Origin of the sequence: Chryseobacterium scophthalmum, assembly GCF_900143185.1 — a bacterium.
Classification (GTDB): domain Bacteria; phylum Bacteroidota; class Bacteroidia; order Flavobacteriales; family Weeksellaceae; genus Chryseobacterium; species Chryseobacterium scophthalmum.
This window is the reverse complement of record NZ_FSRQ01000001.1, coordinates 1,704,731-1,723,630: the sequence shown is the minus strand read 5'-3', so window position 1 is coordinate 1,723,630 and position 18,900 is coordinate 1,704,731. Positions and strand designations below refer to the sequence as shown.

The window sequence follows — 18,900 nt, the reverse complement described above, 5'->3', positions numbered from 1 at the left end:
TAATTTTTGAATTAAAATAAATACTTTTAGAAAAAATTTAGATTAAATTTTATTAAACTCCAATATCTATAAACATGAATGTGAAAATTATACTGATCTATTTCCTGAAAACTCTCGGTTTCATCCTCGGAATCGTGGTTCTGTACGCAATTCTTGGTTATTTGCTTCCTTTTATCGAGGTTTCGGCAAAAGATGATGGCGAGCAAAAAGAAATTCCAATTTACATTTATACCAACGGTGTTCATACCGATATTGTAATGCCTGTGAAAAATGAAATGCATGATTGGAGCGCAAAAATCCCGTTTGCAAATACAACCTCGAAAAAATCGGATTACAATTATGTAGGAATCGGGTGGGGCGACAAAGGTTTTTATCTGGATACACCAACCTGGGCAGACCTGAAATTTTCTACAGCCGTGAAAGCTGCATTTTGGATGAGCGAATCTGCAATGCACACTTCGTTCTACCATACGATGACCGAAGCTTCTGATTGTAAAAAAATAATGATCAGTAAAAAACAGTACACAGAATTAGTGAAATTTATCGATGCCAAATTTGACAGAGATGCAAACGGAAATTATATATTAATTCCTACGAAAGCTGTTTACAGTGATAATGATGCGTTTTATGATGCGAAAGGAAGTTATAGCTTTCTAAATACATGCAATACTTGGGCAAATGATGCATTAAAAGCTGCAGGACAAAAGGCAGCGTGGTGGACTCCAACAGATTATGGTATTTTCTTACATTATAAATAGATCTTGTGAAAATTTTTTATTTAATTTTCTTAGGTATCATTTTTTCGTCTTGTCAAAATGAATCTAAAAAGGTTGCCGACAATACTGTTTCTGAAAATGAAAAAACCAGTGAAATTATAAAACCTGAATTAGATTTAATCAAAACAAACAAGAAAGCGGAAGAAGCTCTCGCATTTTGCAAAAGCAAAAAAATGAATACTAATTTCTGTATTTTGATTGATATGAGTCTGCATTCCGGATTGAACCGTTTTATAATCTGGGATTTTAAGGGACAAAAAATTTTAAATAAATATTTGGTAGGTCATGGCTGTGGAAACAATAATTGGAGCAGCGATGAATCAAAAGAAAATCCCGAATTCAGTAACGAAGACGGAAGTCATCTTTCGGCTTTGGGGAAATATAAATTAGGAGAAAGAGGAAGAAGTGACTGGGGAATTCATGTAAAATATTTGATGCACGGTTTAGAAGAAACAAATAACAATGCGCTGAAAAGATTCATTGTTTTTCATTCCTGGGAATTGATGAGCGATGAAGAAATTTATCCAAAAGGTTCTCCGGAAGGATGGGGTTGTCCTACGATTTCCAATAATGCGATGAAAGAATTAGACCCGATTATTCAAAACTCTGAAAAACCTTTGCTGATGTGGATTTATAATGAATGATTTATAGTTTCTTTAAATCTAATTTATAAATGAACGACGGAAGATTGAAAGGTTCTGAAACCGTATCTTTTACAAAAACGAATTTTTGATCTTTAAAATACTGAATTTCTGAATCGTTTTCTCTAATATTAATCCAAATACTGTCAGCAAATTGAATTGCAGATCTTACCTTTTTCCAAAGAGAAAGTCTCACTTCTGGCAAATCATATTCCTGAAGAATAGAAAATTCTTTAATAGCCGTCATTTTTTGATTTTCACTAGCTTCTGGGTAAGAAAATCCGGTTTGAAAAAAGCAATATCCTACAGGTTGTTGATCGGCAAAAACCATAATTAATTGATTGGAAAAATCATTTAAAACATTGATCGTTTTTCTATGATCAAAATCTTCTTTAATATAATTTTCTATAATTTCTGATGCAACAATTTCTTGATATGAGTTTCTAATAAAAGCTTTTTTAACATCGAAAAATTCATCAACTCCCTGGTCTGAACCTACGACAAATTTTGAAACGATCTCCATTCTTATTTTTTTTCAAAGCTAAGCTATTTGAGAATGATAATATCGGTACAGTTTTAAGCTAATAAAACGGTACAGTTTGAGATTTTGTAAATTTGTTCGGAACAGATTGATTATTAAATATGCAGAATTTTAAATACCAGAAATTTACTTCGGTCATCGAGGAACAGATTAAAAGTGGAGCTCTTACTTTGGGCGATCGGTTACCTTCTGTAAGGGAAATTAAAGAAAAATATCAACTGAGCATTACTTCCGTGCAAAATGGTTATGATTATCTTGTTATGAAAGGTTGGGTTGAAAATCGACCTCGCTCAGGATTTTTTGTTACGATAAAAGCAAATGAAAATATTCCTGAAGATTTACCAAAACTTTCACCGACTATACGAAATTCGGAGTTTGATGAAAAGGTAAAACTCACTTCAAAGTCAGGTAAGTCTTTTGAAAAAATTTCATTTAATACTGCTGCACCGACAGATTTACTTGTTCCTCAAAAATTGATCTTAAGAAAAATGCAGGAAGTAATTCGGAAAAAAGGAGCATTAATTCTCAGATATTATCCTGTAAACGGTTCAGAAATTTTAAGAAATCAAATTGCTTCACGAGCGACAAAATTTGGCTGTAAAATAAATTCAGAACAGCTAATTATTACAGATGGTGCATTGCAGGCGCTTTATATTGCGTTGGCTTCAGTAACTCAACCTGCTGATGTGGTTGCTGTAGAAAGTCCGTGTGTTTTCTCTGTTTTGGAGGTAATTTCAAATTTAAAACTGAAGATAATTGAAATTCCAGTTCATTATAAAAACGGTTTTGATATAGATTATCTAAAAGATGCTGTAACTGAAAATAATATTCGTGCTGTTGTTGTAACCCCAAATTTTCATAATCCCACAGGAATTTTAATATCAGACGAAACAAAGAAAGAACTTGTTTCGATTGCGGAAAATAATGAGATTCCGATTATTGAAAATGATATTTATGGTGACATTTATTTTGATGGAGAAAGACCTTCAACAATTGGTAATTTTGATAAAGAGGGTTGGGTAATGACCTATTCATCATTTTCAAAAACTTTAGCACCAGGAATTCGTCTGGGATGGCTGAATACGGGTCGGTTTTTTGAGCAGGCTGAAAGAATAAAGTTTTCTTTGGGAAGGTCTGTAGCGCCTATTTTTCAGGAATTAATGATACAATTGTTAAACGAAAATTCTTATGACCGACATCTTCGTTTTTTTCGAAAACAATTAGAAATTCAATGCGTAGAACTTCTTAATGCATTACGATTATACTTTCCAAAAGAATGTTATTTTCACAGACCTCAAGGCGGTTACAGCATTTGGGGAAGACTTCCTAAAGACATAAATATGCCAGATTTCTATAAATTTTGTGAAAATCAAAAAATCGCTTTTACACCCGGAGATACATTTTCGTACACTGATGCATACAGCCATCATTTCAGAATTATATTCGCCGATAGAATCACTCCTGAAAGTATTCTGAGACTGAAAATAATTGGAGAAAAAGTACAAAGTATTTTAGATAAATAATTAAATGAAAATCTGTAAAATCATAAATTAGTTTTATAAAATAGTCTTCCTTTTTTTTACTGTTTGTCTTTACAATAGTCGAAAACGTACTGTTTTGCGAGCGCAAATCGTAAACATTATTTAATTTATGCGTAAAATTCCTGTAATCTAATCAGGTTACTTTTGCGATTAAAACTGTGAGATATTATCTTTTACTGCTTATTCCATGTGCTTTCATTTTTTCTGTGATGTCTTTTAACTCTGTTGATCAGGGCATAAAAAATGACAATAAATTTATAAACAGAGGTTTACGTGATTTTAAAATTGAGTTAGAATACTTAAAAAATGATGTAGATCTTTATTCACAAGAAAAAATTTCTTTAGAAAAACTTCAACAGACCTTAAAGAAGACAAGAAATTCCTTTAAAGAAGTAGAATTTTTCGTTGCTTATTATTATCCTGAATTTACCAAAACCCATCTTAATGCAGCACCGCTTTTTCATATAGAAGCTGCCGGAACTTCCGCTTACACTTTGCCTCCGGAAGGTTTACAGGTTTTAGACGAACTTATTTTTTCTGACGAGGCCAATGAGCAAAAAGAAGAAATAAGTACAATTACCAATTTTCTGTACAACAGTTACGCAAACTTTTATTTAAGTGCTTTGAATAATGGGTTGAGCTCAGGAAATAATAAAACATTGCCTTTGCGAATAGAACTTATTAGAATTTACAGTTTGGGGGTGACAGGTTTTGATACTCCGGGTTCGCTTAATATTTCAGAGGAAGCGGCTCATGCCTTAAAGGGAATGAGTGAATACATCAATGATGAGGCTTATTTTAGAAATTTTAAAACAGAAAAAGCCAATTTACTTATTCAAAAAGCGATTGTTTATCTTAGAAAGAATACCGATTTTGAGTCGTTCGACAGAATACAATTTTACAAAGAATTTGTTCAGCCTTTATATGCAGAATTGGGCAGTTGGGATGGAAATCCTGATGATTTGAAGAATTTTTCGGGCTGGAATGTTTCAAATAAAGATTTTTTTAAGGCAGATTTTTTTGATCCATATTTTTATACAATTTTAAAACCTTCTGAAGATTCTGAAGATTTGAAAAAATTGGGTGAAAAGATCTTCTATGACCAAAGTTTCAGTGCGAATGAAGTGATGAGTTGCGCAAGTTGTCACCTGCCAGAAAATGCGTACACCGATTTAAAACAGAAATCGGCAAGTAATGTAGAAGGAAAAACGGTTTTAAGAAATTCTCCTTCTTTGTATAATGCAGTTTTTGCGAAAAGGTTTTTTTATGATATGAGAGCTTTTTATCTTGAGCAACAGGCGGAACATGTAATTTATAATCAGGATGAATTTAATACTGATTATCAAAAAATTGTACAAAAACTGAATGGCAATAAAGAGTATAAAAAAGAATTCAAAAAAGTTTTTAAAGACGGAAAGATCAATAAACAGAATTTTTCGAAAGCGCTAAGTTCTTTTGTGGCATCTTTATATTCGTTTGAAAGTGATTTTGACCGTTTTATGAGAAATGAAAAAGAAATTTCTGGAGATGCTAAAAAGGGATATAATCTATTCATGGGGAAAGCCAATTGTGCGACTTGTCATTTTGCGCCGCATTTTTCAGGTCTCGTACCACCTTTCTTTAATGAAAATGAATCTGAAGTTTTAGGAGTGACCAAACTGCCAATTTCCAATTTGCCTATAGAACTCGATGGAGACAGAGGAAGAATAAATTCTAATGTGAAAAAAGAAAATTCGTGGATCTATGAAAATTCATTCAAAACCATGACCGTGAGAAACATAGCCTTAACAAAACCTTACTTTCACAACGGAGCTTTTAATACACTTGAAGAAGTGATCGAATTTTATAATGAAGGAGGTGGCGAAGGTTTAGGATTGCCAATGAAAAATCAAACGCTTTCTGCAGATAAACTTGATCTGACGGAAATTGAAAAAAAGCAAATCATCAGTTTTCTAAATACTTTAACAGATATCAGCAAGGCTAAGAAATTAGTGAAATAAAGCTTCTGTTTCACATGAATTTTAAATTTAATAATAAGTTAAAATTCGTAACATTTACTTTCAGTTATCTTAATATTCATCGGGGTTTAATTAAAGATAGCGTAACGCAATGCCGAAGCAAAAAAAATAGTTTTGCATGGTAAATGAAATTTTAATAAAAGTGAAAAGAAAACTACTTAGTATCGCAGCTTTGGCATTGATGACGACATCGATGATCCAGGCACAGACTACGATTTTTGCATTGCAAAGTGCATGGAAGTACAACGACGCAGATGTTGCATTGCCTGCAACCTGGAAAAGTTCCAATTATGATGTTTCAAACTGGGCGGTAGGAAACGGACCATTAGGTTACGGTGATCCTGTTACTACTTCTTTTATTTCCGGCGTAGATACCGCTTATCTTATTAAAGATTTCACGGTAAATTTGGCTGATCTTACCAACACGATGGAGTTTGGCGTGAGAAGAGATGACGGAATCATTGTTTACTTGAACGGTGAAGAAGTAATAAGAGATAATATGCCTGCTGGAGCTATTTCTCATGGTACTTTCTCGAGTACAACGATTGACGGAGCTGCAGAAACAGCGATTAATTTATTTTCTATTCCGAAAAATAAATTTGTACAGGGAACCAACAGAATTTCAATTGAATTGCACAATAGAAGCGCTTCAAGTTCAGATTTAACAATAGATGCATATCTTAAAACAACTGCAACTGTCACTCCACCGATTTCTAACTGTACAGGAACACACATCAGCTGTTTTACTTCAATTGTTCCGACTACGCAGACTGCAAAATTAATTATCCCTGCTGAACACAAATATCAGTTAATCTTAAAAGAAGGGGATAATTATACAGAAGGTGGCGGATTGGTTGGTGGTCTTAATGACTTTACCGCTTATGTTGCTAAAAATAATAGCAGTACCGACGGATATCTTTCTGTAAACCATGAAACTAACCCAGGAGGTGTTACCATGGCAGAAGTTAATTATAATACATCAACTAAACTTTGGCAGTTGACAAAATCAAGAGCGGTGAGCTTTTCAGCACCGAGCCTTGTGCAAACTATCAGAAACTGTTCGGGAGGTGTTACGCCTTGGGGAACAGTGGTGACAGCTGAAGAATCTGTTACTTCAAATGATCTTAATGCTGATGGATACAAAGATTATGGCTGGTTGGTAGAAATTGATCCTGCAACAGCACAAGTAATGTCTCATAACCAAGCGGGAACTAAAGACAAGCTTTGGCAGATGGGAATTATGAATCATGAGAATGTGGTTGTAAACAATGCGGGAACTACTGCTTATTATGGTGAAGACGGCGGAACTCATATGGTTTACAAATATGTGATGGATACTCCAAACAATTTGGCTTCAGGAAATTTGTATGTTTTGAAACTTGATCAGGGATTAAGCGGCGGAAATCCGGTTGCTACTACAGGACAGTGGATTCAGATTCCAAATAAACTTCAGGCAGATCAAAATAATACAGCTGCTTTGGCTTTGTCATTGGGTGGTACTTCGTTTAATGGAGTAGAAGATGTTGAGATAAGTCCACTTGACGGTAAAATTTACTTTACGGCAAAAGGATTAGACAAAGTGTACAGAATGACAGACAACGGAATGACGCTTTCAAACGTAGAAACTTTCGTTGGAGGTGCATCAACTACTTATTCATTCAACACTGCTCAAGGAGTAAAAACTGAAGCTTGGGGAGACGGAAACGATAACCTTACTTTTGATGAACTTGGAAACCTTTGGGTACTTCAGGATGGTGGTAAAAACTACATTTGGGTGATTGGTCCAGATCACACACAGGCAAATCCTAATGTGAGATTATTTGCATCAATGCCTGCAGGATCAGAACCTACTGGTCTTACTTTCACACCGGACAAGAAATTTGGATTCTTCTCAATTCAGCATCCGAATTCTACGATTTCTACTGATGTAGATGCTACAGGAAATACGATAGATTACAGAGGAAAATCAGCTACGATTGTAGTTGCCTTACAACAGTTTTTAGGAACTACGGGAAGTTTGGGTACTGTAGAAGTTGTTAATGAAAATGATGTGACGGTTGCTCCGAATCCTACTTCAGGAATTGTAAAAATCAATTCTCCAAAAGCACTGAAAAATCTTGAAATTACTGCGTACAGCATTGACGGAAAAGTTGTGTATAAAAAGAAAATGACTGGTTCTACAACAAGTTTAGATTTAGATTTCACAAGTGAGCTTCAGGCATCAAGAGTTTTAATATTAAATATTGAAGCAGACGGATTCCAGAAAACAACTAAGATTCTTAAAAAATAGTTTTAATACTTTATAACGGTCGTCGGAGTTTTTTTCGGCGACCTTTTTTTTGTTTATGAAAAAATATATTTGCCTTTTGTCGTTTTTGTGTATCGCTAATATCAATGCACAGATCGATCCTGTGAAATATCCTACCTACACAGATATTGAAGCTGCTTTGAAGTCTGATAAAACTGTTTACAGCTTAAGTTTCAGAGATAAAGGTTTGTTTAATCTACCGCCCGATATCAGGAAAATGAATTCTGTTTTTTTTCTGAATATGATGGGAAACAATTTTGAGAAATTAGACGAAGCACTTTTTTCACTTTCACAACTTCAGATTCTTAATATTAATGAAAACAGCATCAAATATATTCCGGATGAAATCAGCAAGCTTAAAAAACTGACTACATTTTCTATGAATCTTAACCAGTTGACGGAGCTTAATCCTGAGTTTGCCAAGCTTCAAAACCTTAAAGTGGTACATCTCGATGCCAATAACCTCAGCGTTTTTCCAAAGGCTCTGACGGAAATTTCCGGACTTGAAGAAATCAACTTACATAGCAACCAGATCAGTATGGTTTCTGATGTTGATAAAATAAAAAAACTTAAGTTTCTGAATCTTTCGTCGAATCAGATTAACGATCTTAATGAAACCGAATTTCCCAAAAAGCTCAAATATCTTGAGTTACAAAAAAATATGTTGCTTACAGTCTCAAAAAACATTCTGACTTTAAAAAATCTTGAATTTTTGAATGTAGGAGAGAATAAAATATCTGAGATTTCGCCTCAAATAAAACATTTAAAGAATATTGTCAGTCTTAATTTGGCGAATAATCAGCTAAAATCATTACCGAAAGAAATCACTGATTTAAAAAACTTAAAAACACTTATTCTTACGGGCAATCCTATGAGTACAACTCAAGTTGAAGATTTGAGGAAACAAATGCCGAATACTCAGATTTATTTTTAATTGTGTTCAAAAACATTTTTTCTAATAATTTAGATTGAATAATAATTAATTCCATCGTTTTAATAGTCTAAATATTTTGAATTTATGCATTTTTGCTAAAAAAGTCAGTTTTGTAAGTCTAAAAAATGTATAAATTGTAAAAAATAATAATTATGAAAATTAAACTTTTGGGAATCCTTTTTTTAACAGTTACAGTATTTTCGATGTTATCCTCTTGTCGAAAGGTGGAAGAGGATGTCGTAGACTGTCTTAGTGAATCTATATTGACATCATTGCACGCTCATGTTTCCGGAAGCAATCCAAAACAAGTTGAGTTTAACGTAAGTCATTCAGGTGAAAATCAAATAACATCCATCGTTTGGACTTTTGGAGATGGTACTACAACAACCACATCAAATACAACTGTTACGCATCTCTATAATGCAGCAGGTAGCTACGAAGTTAAAGCAGAAGTAAGTATTAACAACGGGAAATGTACTGTTTCACCTAAAAAATCTGTGGATATTCAGTAATTTTTTAATGAATATTTTTGAAGAATTTTAAATCTTTTGGATTCTTCAATTTTTAATTACCCTAAAAAAATAAAAACCTCTGAAAAATATTTCAGAGGTTTTTTGTACCCAGGACCGGGATCGAACCGGTACTCCTAAGAACTGGTGTTTGAGACCAGCGCGTCTACCAATTCCGCCACCTGGGCTTGATGTTTACTTCAAACGATATTGTTTGTTTCAAATTGGTGTGCAAATATAGGAACTTTTTTCAATGTTCAAAAGCTTTTTAAAGAAAAATTTTAAAAATTTATTTCCAAACCATCGTAGGTAAGGTGTATTCCGTCGGGAAGTAGCTTATCTTCAATATTATGCAATCCAAAATGGTGACTGATGTGGGTTAAAAATAATTTTTTAGGTTTTAGCTCATTATATAAATTAATAACATCTGCTAATACAAAATGGGCAGGATGAGGATCAAATTTTCGGATACAGTTTAAAATAAGTACATCTAAATCTTGTAGTTTTTCCTTTTCTGAATCAGAAATAAAGTTAGCATCAGTAATATAGGCGAGTTTTTTAAACTTATATCCTAAAATAGAAATTTTATAATGCGTTACTTCGATAGGAGTAATTTCTGTATCTAAAACAGTAAACTTTTCGTGAGTGATTTCGTGTAAATCAAAAGCGGGCGCTCCGGGATAGCGAATGTCTGCAAAAGCATAAGGAAATCGGTTTTTAACTTCCTGTCCAACTCTTGAGAGACAATAAATGGGCATATTTTTACCGCTTTTAAAAATCAAAGGACGCATATCATCCAAACCAATCACGTGATCATTATGCTCATGGGTAAGAAGCGTAATGTCGATGTGATTTTCTTTGTTGATAAGCATTTGCTGCCGAAAATCGGGTCCGCAATCGATCAATATTTTCCTGTTTTCATCGGTGGTAATCATCGCTGAAGCCCGGAAACGGGTGTCTTTTGGATTTTGAGAAGTACATACCTCACAAGTGCAGCCTATAACGGGGACACCTTGGGAAGTTCCGGTTCCTAAAAATTTCAACTTCATTTTCTTTTGAGGTTGTTTTAATTTTGGTAAATTTACGAAAAATTTAATGTCCTAATGTATCAGAAATTAACTCCTAAACAAAAAGCATTAACAATTAATCTAGATCCTACTATTTATGGTACTTTCGCAGAAATTGGAGCAGGGCAGGAAACTGTACGACACTTTTTTAGAGCAGGGGGGGCTTCCGGTACAATTGCTAAGGCAATGTCGGCTTACGACAAAGATTTTAGTGATGCCATCTACGGAAAAGAAGTAAAAAACAGGTATGTTACTCAAAACAGACTTAGGAAAATGCTTCGCTATGAAGTTTCGCTAATTGAAGAAAGAATTTCCAGGGATACTAATCCCGGAAGAAAATATTTTTCTTATGCCAATACAGTAACGACTATCAATTTCGATAAAACCGTAAAAGGTCACGGTTGGGTTGGAATTCGTTTTCAGGTGAAAGAAAATGAAGATTACAACGAGATTGTAATTCACGTAAAATTCAAAGAAAATGATGCTACTTTGCAGCAGGAAACACTTGGTAATCTTGGGGTAAATCTTATTTACGGAGCATATAATTATTACGACAATCCAAGAAGGTTGATAGAATCTCTTTATGATGAGGTTTCTACAGACAATCTTGAGATTGATATGATCGATTTCAGTGGTCCGGCTTTTGCTTATGTTGACAACAGACTGATGTCTTTGCAGCTGGTAAAAAATAATATGACCGATGCGGTAATCTTCAATTCTGAAGGAAATAATATGCTTCCTGCAGATATTTTGTACAAGAAAAACATTTTTGCGGTAAGAGGAAGTTTCAGACCGGTGACAAAAGTAAATATAGATATGCTTCGAAACGGAATGGATATGTTCCTGAAAGATGCAATCTGTACACAGGAAGAAACAGAAATTCTTATTGAAATTACCATTTCAAACCTTCGTGCAGACGGAGATATTGATGAAAGAGATTTTCTTGATCGTGTAGATGTTTTGGGTAAATTGGGATATACCGTTATTATTTCAAACTTCTCAGAATATTACAGACTGATCGATTATTTCTCACATTATACCAATGGTGATATTGGCGTAACGATGGGGGTAAATAATATGTTGATGGTTTTTGACGAGAAATATTATAAAGATCTTTCAGGAGGTATTTTGGAAGCTTTTGGTAAATTTTTCAGAAACGGAATGAGAGTTTATCTGTATCCGTACAAAGATCCTGAAACTCACGAATTATTGGATTCTTCAAACCTAAAAGTAGAAGAAAATCTAAAAGAATTGTACAAATATTTCAAACACAACAACCGTATTGTAGATATTACCAACTATAATCCTGAGTTTTTGGAAATATATTCAAGAGAAATTCTAAGAAAAATCGCATGCAATATCAGCGGTTGGGAAAACCAGCTTCCGGATGGCGTTGCAGAAATGATAAAAGAAAGAGGAATGTTTGGATTTAAAAACGAGCTTTCTCTGAAACAATTTTCATAAAAAATATTACAATGTCTGAATTAAAAAAAAGACTTTCGTCTATTCTTGAAAGTCCAAAGCATAATACTGATGAGAAGCTTCAAAAAGTTTGTCATTTATTAGACCAGGAAATATCTTATTTCAACTGGACTGGTTTTTACTTTAAAAACGGGGATAAAGATGAACTGAAATTAGGCCCTTATGTAGGAGCTGAAACCGATCATACGATTATTCCTTACGGAAAAGGTATTTGCGGACAGGTGGCTGTTTCCAACGAAACATTTATTGTTCCCGATGTACATTTGCAGGATAATTATCTGAGCTGTTCGATTGATACAAAAGCTGAAATAGTAGTTCCTATTTTTAAAAATGGGGAAAATATTGGTCAGATTGATATCGATTCTCATACGATTGATCCTTTTACAAAAGAAGATTTAGAGCTGTTAGAATGGCTTTGTAATGAAGTTTCAAAGATTTTATAATCTTATATCTCAATATAAAATATAAGCTCCGATTTTTGTCGGAGTTTTTTTGTGGATAAAAAATATCAATAGAAACGAGCTCTTGCCAAAAATATAAAATACAATCTTATGTGTTTGAGTTATCAATAGGAACGGGCTTTAGCCCGTTTAATAATAAAAAAAATCATTTGGCTTTAGCCAAAACTTAAATAACAACTGAGCTCGGAATATAAGCAATTGAGTAAAATCTTTTAAAACGCAAAGATTTTATTTTTAAGCTTATTATTTTAAGTAGCAAAGAATAGCGACAAAGTCACTGATGAAGCTTGAATAAAGTGCGTGCTTCATAAAAATCAATTTATTGATTCTCATCTTTGCTCCTTAAAATAAGATCTGCAAAATCAAGCTTTGCGTTAAATAGCATTTTATGTTTAATTTGAATTCACATTAGATATTAAATTCAGCAATCAATTCTTTAAAATAATTCTCGCACTTCGCAATATGTGTTCCGTACCACGAAAAAGCTTCACCATCCACAATCATAATTTTTTTATCAGGATAAACCTTTTTTAGTTCGGCAATATGTTTTTCTTTAAAAGGAAAAGGCTCGGAAGACAACATGATAAAATCTGCTTCGGCTAAATCTTCTGTCTTTATTTCTGGATAACGGGTTTGATTTTTAAATATATTTTCAAAACCAATTTCACTTAAAATATGATGAATAAAAGTATCTGAACCTACCGTCATATAAGGATTATTCCAAATAAGATAAGCAACTTTTATTGTTGAATTTATTTTGGTTTGATTGAGAATTTCGTAGATTTTTAGATTAAAAGCTTGTGCTCTTTCTTCTTTATTAAATAGTAATCCTAAATTTTTCAGCAAGTAATAATTATCTTCAACCGTTTCTGTATTGTAAACAATTACTTTGAAATCCTTCATTAAAATTTCAACCTGTTCTTTAACGTTTTCTTCTTTATTGGCTAAAATTAAATCAGGTTTAAGACTTTTAATTTTCTCTATATTAAGGTTTTTTGTCCCGCCGATAATTTCTACATTTTTTACTTTTTCTGAGGGATGAATGCAGAATTTTGTTCTTCCGACAATTTCATTTTCTGTTAAACCTAAATCAAATAAAGCTTCTGTAATAGAAGGAACTAAAGATACAACTCTCATAAAATTTCAGACTTTGCCTAAAATTACAAAAGTTTTCCGGTTAAGAAAAGCCCGGCAACCGAGAAGTAAATAATTAATCCGGTAACATCTACCAAAGTAGCAACAAACGGAGCAGAAGAAGTTGCTGGATCGAGTTTTAGTTTTTTAAGAATAAAAGGAACCATAGAACCCGAAAGTGTTCCCCACAAAACGATCATTACTAAAGAAACTCCAACGCTCAAGCCTACAAAAGCCCAATGAATTCCGTAATCGAAAAAACCGACTTTATGCCAAATCATTATTCTAAGAAAACCTATGATACCTAAGATTCCTCCCAATAAAAGTCCGGTGAAAATTTCTTTTTTCATTACATACCACCAGTCTTTTAAACCGATTTCTTGTAACGCCATTGCACGAATAATCAGAGTTGCAGCCTGAGAACCAGAATTTCCTCCACTGGAAATAATTAACGGAACAAATAATGCCAAAACAACGGCTTTCTGAATTTCATCTTCAAAGAAACCCATCGCAGAAGCGGTCAGCATTTCAGAGAAAAATAAAATAACCAACCACATTCCTCTTTTTTTGATCATTTCGATCAGAGAAGTTTGGGTATAAGGTAAATCTAACGCTTCAAGTCCCCCGAATTTTTGAATATCTTCGGTGTTTTGTGATTCAATTTGATCCAAAATATCGTCAATCGTTACAATTCCAACCAAAACTCCGGCTTCGGTAATAATGGGAAGTGCAGTTCTGTCATATTTTTCAAAATATGTAACGGCGTCTTCTTTGGATGTTGTTGTTTTAATGGCAACAAATTGATTATCTGTAAGTTCTGAGACTAAGGTGTCTTCTTCCACCAACAATAAACTTCCTAAAGCTAAATCGTCAATAAGGTGATTTCTTTCATCAACTACATACAGATGATTGATGGTTTCTACCCGTTTACCAACTTTTTTTATTTGCTGAAGACATCTTTTTACCGTCCATTCTTTTCGGATCTGAATGTAATAAGGAGTCATCAGACGCGCAATAGAATCAGAATTGTAACCAAGAAGTTTCAGGGCAATTCTTCTTTCCTGTGGATTAAGATGATTGATAGAATATTTGATCAGTTCATCCGGAAAATCCTCAAAAAGAGCCGTTCTGTCATCGGGAGTCATCGCATTCAGAATTTCTGAAACATCATCACTTCCAATGCTTCGAATGGTTTCCTCCTGAAAATCAGGGTCTAAGTGCGAAAAAACATCGGCTTTGTACTGCTTCGGAACCTTCAAAAAAGCGAGTAGCCTTTCATCAGCGGGAAGTTCGCTGAGTCTTTCGGCAATATCGGCTGGATTAAATTTAAGTTCGTGTGTAGAATTCAAAACCTGAAATTTTTGATATGCAAAAATAACTCAAATTTTTAGAATGAGAGAATGATGTATAAAATTTAAGGTTTATTTAAAGTTTAGAAACCGGCTTCTGCAGAAGGTTTTATCTTTCTTAATTCCTTAAGAATGTTTTTCATGGCGCCATTGGTTCCTATTTTTATGGAATTTTCAGTAGAGCCTAAAAGACGCATGTTTTTTCGGTAAGTATCGTATTCTGAAGAGGTAATTAGATTTCCTTCTGCATCAAAAAGCTTCATGCTTACGACAACTTGGTTAGAGAAAACGTATTTTCCTAATCCTACTTTGAAATATTTTACTTTAGGAACAATCACAAAATCGGCATCGTTGTTTTTGCTGTATTCGGTGATGGTTTTAGAATCGATGCTGTCAAAAGAAACCTGAACTTCAGATCTTAGCATTTTGTTTTTACGGAAAGCGCTGATGTTATCCGAAACTGCACTGAAGAATGCGAGATTGGTAGGTTCTTTTATTTCTTCAATATCGGGTTCTACTTCAGGATTGAAGTATAAAACTTTCTTTGTTTTATCATAATCCGAGGTTTTCTGCGCTTTTACAGAAGAAACACTGAGGATAAACACAGAAGAAATAAGCGTATAAAATAAAAAATTCTTCATCTTTTTGTCGGCTGTAAAATTACTGTCTTTTAATGGGATGGCATAATTTTTTTAAGAATTTGTTAACATATTTTTCTATCAATTTTAATATATGGAATCAATAATGTCTCCAAAGTCTGATGGTTTCCTTAAATATTTATTAAAAAGTACTGATAATGTATTATTTATAAATAATATGGAGATTTTTAATGAGCGTTTTGTTTCTAATTTTAATTAGTGTTTTGGTGATTAAAAAAATAGTCGTAATTTTGCACCCGTTACATAATAATCATTAAACAATATTGGAATGTACTTAACAACAGAAAAAAAAGCAGAAATTTTCGCAAAGCACGGTAAATCTGCACAAGACACAGGAACAGCTGAAGGACAAGTAGCTCTTTTCACGTTCAGAATTAACCACTTATCTCAGCACTTGAAGGCAAATCGTCACGATTTCAATACTGAAAGATCTTTGGTAAAATTAGTAGGTAAGAGAAAAAGCTTATTGGATTATCTTAAGAAAAAAGATATTACAAGATACAGAGCGATTATCGCTGAACTAGGATTAAGAAAATAATCTATCCGGTTTCCAAAATAAAGAAGCAACTTCGAAAGAGGTTGCTTCTTTTATTTAATATGAAAATCTAAAGTTTTTTTAAAAATAAATTTTAGTTTACAATGAAAGAATTATTTTTTTACGATCAATTTAAGTGATTCATTATATTCAATTCCATTTACTTTTACAATACAGACTCCATTTGAGATAGATTTTGTGGAAACAGATTTGGTGCTATTGGTATTTACACCAGATTCATTATATACTAATCTTCCTGTCATATCATATATTTCTATATTCACTTTCTCTGTGGTTTGTTTAGGAAAACGAATGAAAAACTCGTTACCCGCAGGATTAGGAAATATTGCTAATTTTTCTTTAGCGGAAACTTCATTAGTTGCTAAACTATTGCACTCGGCAGGGATGTCGAAATTTTCTGTCTGGTCATTGATATTATTGTATAAACCAGAAGTAGCATTGATACCTAATCCTCTTTTGGCAAATGTTTTCCAGATCATACATTTATCGGCTCCTCCTGTAGTAGCCATATCGGCAGCCAAAATAGCATTCCTTGCATCAACAAATGAAGGATTACATTGTTGCAATTTCAAACCATCCATGACGATTTGTAAAACTTTTGCACTTCCGCTGTTTGGGTTGGTCGTAACATCAGAAGCATATCCATATTTAGCAACATATTCCCAGTTTAAATCCCAAAGCATCGTTCCCCAGACAAATCCAATGTCGTGAACCAAAGTTACTTTACCAAGTAGACCGTCTCTTTCCATTCCATTGGTGTCACCATAGGTGTAATCATTGATAGCGAAGTCAGGAGAATATTTTACTAATCTAATTCCTTTTCCTGTTGTTGATTCATCTAAGACATATGATCCCATTCCTCTTGGTACAGAAGCATTATTTCCTGGCTTGTTGGTAAGCATCAATGCAAAAAAATCAGACCAACCTTCTCCCATTTGTTCTTTCGATACAGAAGTTATTAGGCAATCATCACTCCCATCAGTTCCTGTAAGTCTTGTGCTTACTCCGTGTCCAAATTCGTGAGTGATAACTCCATTGTCCAAAGTACTGTCAAGAGTTATGTCTCCTCTTTTCATTGTGATATTTACAGTAGCATTGGTTGCCAATTGAGACTTTATAAATTCTCCTTCTGCATTGGTAATCAAAATTGCAGGTATATCGATTTGTGCAGCATACTCTCTCATAAGTTCCAAGTTGTCACCATTTGCAGGATCGTTGTATATTACTGCTGCAATTGCTCCGGCATCTTTAGCATTTCTGAGTGGTGTTGCATATTGGCAATTGCTTCTCTCAATTAACGCAATTTTTCCATTAAGTGACCCTGCAGCCATTGGAGTACAGCCATTCAATATTGGAGAAATCATAATGTCACTGGTTACACCTATTTCTGTGAGTGATCTTCCAAACCCTGCTGTTCTTCCTGCTGATGGTTTTCTGTTGACAGCATTGGTCGGACTATTGTATTTTACCATCTTGTTGTTTTGCCACAGATGAGTCTTTATTACCGGGCTAAACCCGTCATAAAAAGGCATATAGGTAGCATTATTAATTCCGGTATCACTTTGAATATATATCCTTATAGCATCATCTATTCCATCTGGTGCACCGGTTATAAAATGAGCTTGCTGGAAATTTTTGGAAGTTTCTGTGAAACCAAAAAGATAAAATGTATCATGCAGCTTATTGGCAAGATAAAATACATTGGTAAGAGCTGGAAGTACATTTTGTTTTGGTAATAATGTAGGATCAAACGGAAAATCAAAATTTCTGGAAGCACCTCCATCTGCATAAACATCCACACCGTCTGAATTAAAGAAAAAAGGATAAACTACATCTGCATTGTTCCCTTTGGTAATGGTATGACGATCTACTCCATCATAATGCCATCCTTCCGGAGAAACAGATAAAATCCAGGGATTTGTTTCTATTGTTCTCTGTCCAAAACTTGGCGCCTCAAGAGGGAGGGCAAATACTTTATAAGATGCATTATCTGGAGCCAATAAAGGAGCGGTTTGTTTACTTTTCTGATTATTGTGAATCAATGCATTGGGAGCTGTAACTTCTGTTACAACAGAACTTTTTTCATGATGCATTGACTCATCATGAGTATCGATTTCAGTATCGAAGTTACATGAGAGTGTACTGTTTCGTATGTCGATGATTTCTCCTGTATCTGCATTTACAAGTGCATTCCACGAGTTTGATTTCTTTATCTCCGGAACCAAAAAATTATAAGCAAGCTTCAAATTTCCGTCATCATTCACATAACATAATTGATATATGGCGTTGTTATCAATGTCAGCTTTTTGAGAAGAAATACTCGAACGATCTACAATTTTCCTTTTTTTGATTTCTGGATTTTCCAATTCATCTGCAATTTTCCCCAGTGCTGATTCTGCTGTAATCGAAGGAGAGCTTTTGGAAGTATAATTGTAGTTTTTAACAAAGTTTTCAGTTAAATATACAATCTTGCCGTTCTTTACTAAGACTGATCCGGAAAAAGCATATATAGGAATTCCTTTATAAGTTTGTTGGAATTTCACCACAGTTCCTTTTAGTGACTTCGAATCGTCAACCATATTAATACGGAAATCTGTGAGGTCTCGTTTTTTAAATTCTTTAGTATTACTCTTAGAAAAATAATCTTTTATAAGGCGCACATTATCTTGTGCAGCAGTTGGTATAATAAAACCGACTAACATTATTGAAATTATAATTTTTCTCATTTTCTCATTTTTTTTGTTTTTATTCAAGTAAAGCTAAAAACAATTACTGCAATAAAAAGGTGACCAATGTCACAGAGGCAGTTTATTTTTAGGTGTGTAAATCTTAAATGGATTTAAAATTCTAATTTTTTCAGAATACAAAAAGTATTTTAAGATTAACTTAAAATTGATTTTGGAAAATAAAAAAGCGGAAATTTT

Annotated in this window: 16 protein-coding genes and 1 tRNA gene; 10 read left to right on the top strand and 7 right to left on the bottom strand. The window is 33.7% G+C overall.

The window, feature by feature from the left end:
• The first annotated feature begins 74 nt into the window (after positions 1 to 74).
• Positions 75 to 758: a TIGR02117 family protein gene (locus BUR17_RS07730; RefSeq protein ID WP_074229727.1), complete on the top strand. Its 684-nt coding sequence runs from the start codon at positions 75 to 77 to the stop codon at positions 756 to 758.
• A gap of 5 nt (positions 759 to 763) precedes the next feature.
• Positions 764 to 1,420: a murein L,D-transpeptidase catalytic domain-containing protein gene (locus BUR17_RS07725; protein ID WP_228418629.1), complete on the top strand. Its 657-nt coding sequence runs from the start codon at positions 764 to 766 to the stop codon at positions 1,418 to 1,420.
• 1 nt (position 1,421) lies between these two features.
• Here BUR17_RS07725 and BUR17_RS07720 read toward each other — a convergent pair whose 3' ends face one another.
• Positions 1,422 to 1,940, bottom strand: a complete 519-nt coding sequence (locus BUR17_RS07720; RefSeq protein ID WP_074229725.1) for a hypothetical protein — start codon at positions 1,938 to 1,940, stop codon at positions 1,422 to 1,424.
• Positions 1,941 to 2,059: 119 nt separating this feature from the next.
• On the opposite strand from BUR17_RS07720, the gene BUR17_RS07715 reads away from it, so the two are divergent.
• The 5 genes from BUR17_RS07715 (at position 2,060) to BUR17_RS07695 (ending at position 9,271) form a co-directional block, all read left to right on the top strand.
• Positions 2,060 to 3,481, top strand: coding sequence for an aminotransferase-like domain-containing protein (locus BUR17_RS07715; RefSeq protein WP_074229724.1), 1,422 nt, complete (start codon positions 2,060 to 2,062; stop codon positions 3,479 to 3,481).
• A 227-nt stretch (positions 3,482 to 3,708) separates the two neighbouring features.
• Entirely contained in the window at positions 3,709 to 5,499 is a 1,791-nt protein-coding gene (locus tag BUR17_RS07710; protein WP_143747542.1) for a cytochrome-c peroxidase, read from the top strand.
• Between the two features lie 160 nt (positions 5,500 to 5,659).
• Positions 5,660 to 7,807, top strand: coding sequence for an alkaline phosphatase PhoX (locus tag BUR17_RS07705; protein ID WP_074230259.1), 2,148 nt, complete (start codon positions 5,660 to 5,662; stop codon positions 7,805 to 7,807).
• Positions 7,808 to 7,862: 55 nt separating this feature from the next.
• Complete coding sequence (locus BUR17_RS07700; protein WP_074229722.1) at positions 7,863 to 8,759, top strand: leucine-rich repeat domain-containing protein; 897 nt, start codon at positions 7,863 to 7,865, stop codon at positions 8,757 to 8,759.
• 152 nt (positions 8,760 to 8,911) lie between these two features.
• Positions 8,912 to 9,271 (top strand): PKD domain-containing protein, encoded by a 360-nt coding sequence (locus BUR17_RS07695; protein ID WP_074229721.1) that lies wholly within the window; start codon positions 8,912 to 8,914, stop codon positions 9,269 to 9,271.
• Between the two features lie 105 nt (positions 9,272 to 9,376).
• Here BUR17_RS07695 and BUR17_RS07690 read toward each other — a convergent pair.
• A tRNA-Leu gene (locus tag BUR17_RS07690) sits at positions 9,377 to 9,456 on the bottom strand.
• 93 nt (positions 9,457 to 9,549) lie between these two features.
• A complete protein-coding gene (locus tag BUR17_RS07685) occupies positions 9,550 to 10,317 on the bottom strand; it encodes an MBL fold metallo-hydrolase (RefSeq protein ID WP_074229720.1) in 768 nt (255 codons plus the stop codon).
• Positions 10,318 to 10,371: 54 nt separating this feature from the next.
• Here BUR17_RS07685 and BUR17_RS07680 point away from each other — a divergent pair, with 54 nt between their 5' ends.
• Both BUR17_RS07680 and BUR17_RS07675 read left to right on the top strand, forming a co-directional pair.
• Positions 10,372 to 11,799: a nicotinate-nucleotide adenylyltransferase gene (locus BUR17_RS07680; protein ID WP_074229719.1), complete on the top strand. Its 1,428-nt coding sequence runs from the start codon at positions 10,372 to 10,374 to the stop codon at positions 11,797 to 11,799.
• Positions 11,800 to 11,810: 11 nt separating this feature from the next.
• Positions 11,811 to 12,260: a GAF domain-containing protein gene (locus BUR17_RS07675; protein WP_074229718.1), complete on the top strand. Its 450-nt coding sequence runs from the start codon at positions 11,811 to 11,813 to the stop codon at positions 12,258 to 12,260.
• Between the two features lie 426 nt (positions 12,261 to 12,686).
• Here BUR17_RS07675 and BUR17_RS07670 read toward each other — a convergent pair whose 3' ends face one another.
• The 3 genes from BUR17_RS07670 to BUR17_RS07660 form a co-directional block, all read right to left on the bottom strand.
• The gene (locus tag BUR17_RS07670) at positions 12,687 to 13,415 is read right to left on the bottom strand and encodes an ABC transporter substrate-binding protein (protein ID WP_074229717.1); all 729 of its coding nucleotides are present in this window, start codon (positions 13,413 to 13,415) and stop codon (positions 12,687 to 12,689) included.
• Between the two features lie 23 nt (positions 13,416 to 13,438).
• Positions 13,439 to 14,761, bottom strand: a complete 1,323-nt coding sequence (mgtE, locus tag BUR17_RS07665) for a magnesium transporter (RefSeq protein WP_074229716.1) — start codon at positions 14,759 to 14,761, stop codon at positions 13,439 to 13,441.
• Between the two features lie 83 nt (positions 14,762 to 14,844).
• On the bottom strand, positions 14,845 to 15,402 hold the full coding sequence (locus BUR17_RS07660; RefSeq protein ID WP_074229715.1) for a pyruvate decarboxylase: 558 nt from the start codon (positions 15,400 to 15,402) through the stop codon (positions 14,845 to 14,847).
• Between the two features lie 286 nt (positions 15,403 to 15,688).
• On the opposite strand from BUR17_RS07660, the gene rpsO reads away from it, so the two are divergent.
• Positions 15,689 to 15,958 carry a 30S ribosomal protein S15 gene (gene rpsO, locus BUR17_RS07655; RefSeq protein ID WP_027386233.1) on the top strand — a complete coding sequence of 90 codons (270 nt, stop codon included), beginning with the start codon at positions 15,689 to 15,691 and terminating at the stop codon, positions 15,956 to 15,958.
• Positions 15,959 to 16,068: 110 nt separating this feature from the next.
• On the opposite strand, the gene BUR17_RS07650 is transcribed toward rpsO, so the two are convergent.
• Positions 16,069 to 18,702, bottom strand: a complete 2,634-nt coding sequence (locus BUR17_RS07650) for a T9SS-dependent M36 family metallopeptidase (RefSeq protein ID WP_074230258.1) — start codon at positions 18,700 to 18,702, stop codon at positions 16,069 to 16,071.
• Positions 18,703 to 18,900: the final 198 nt, after the last annotated feature.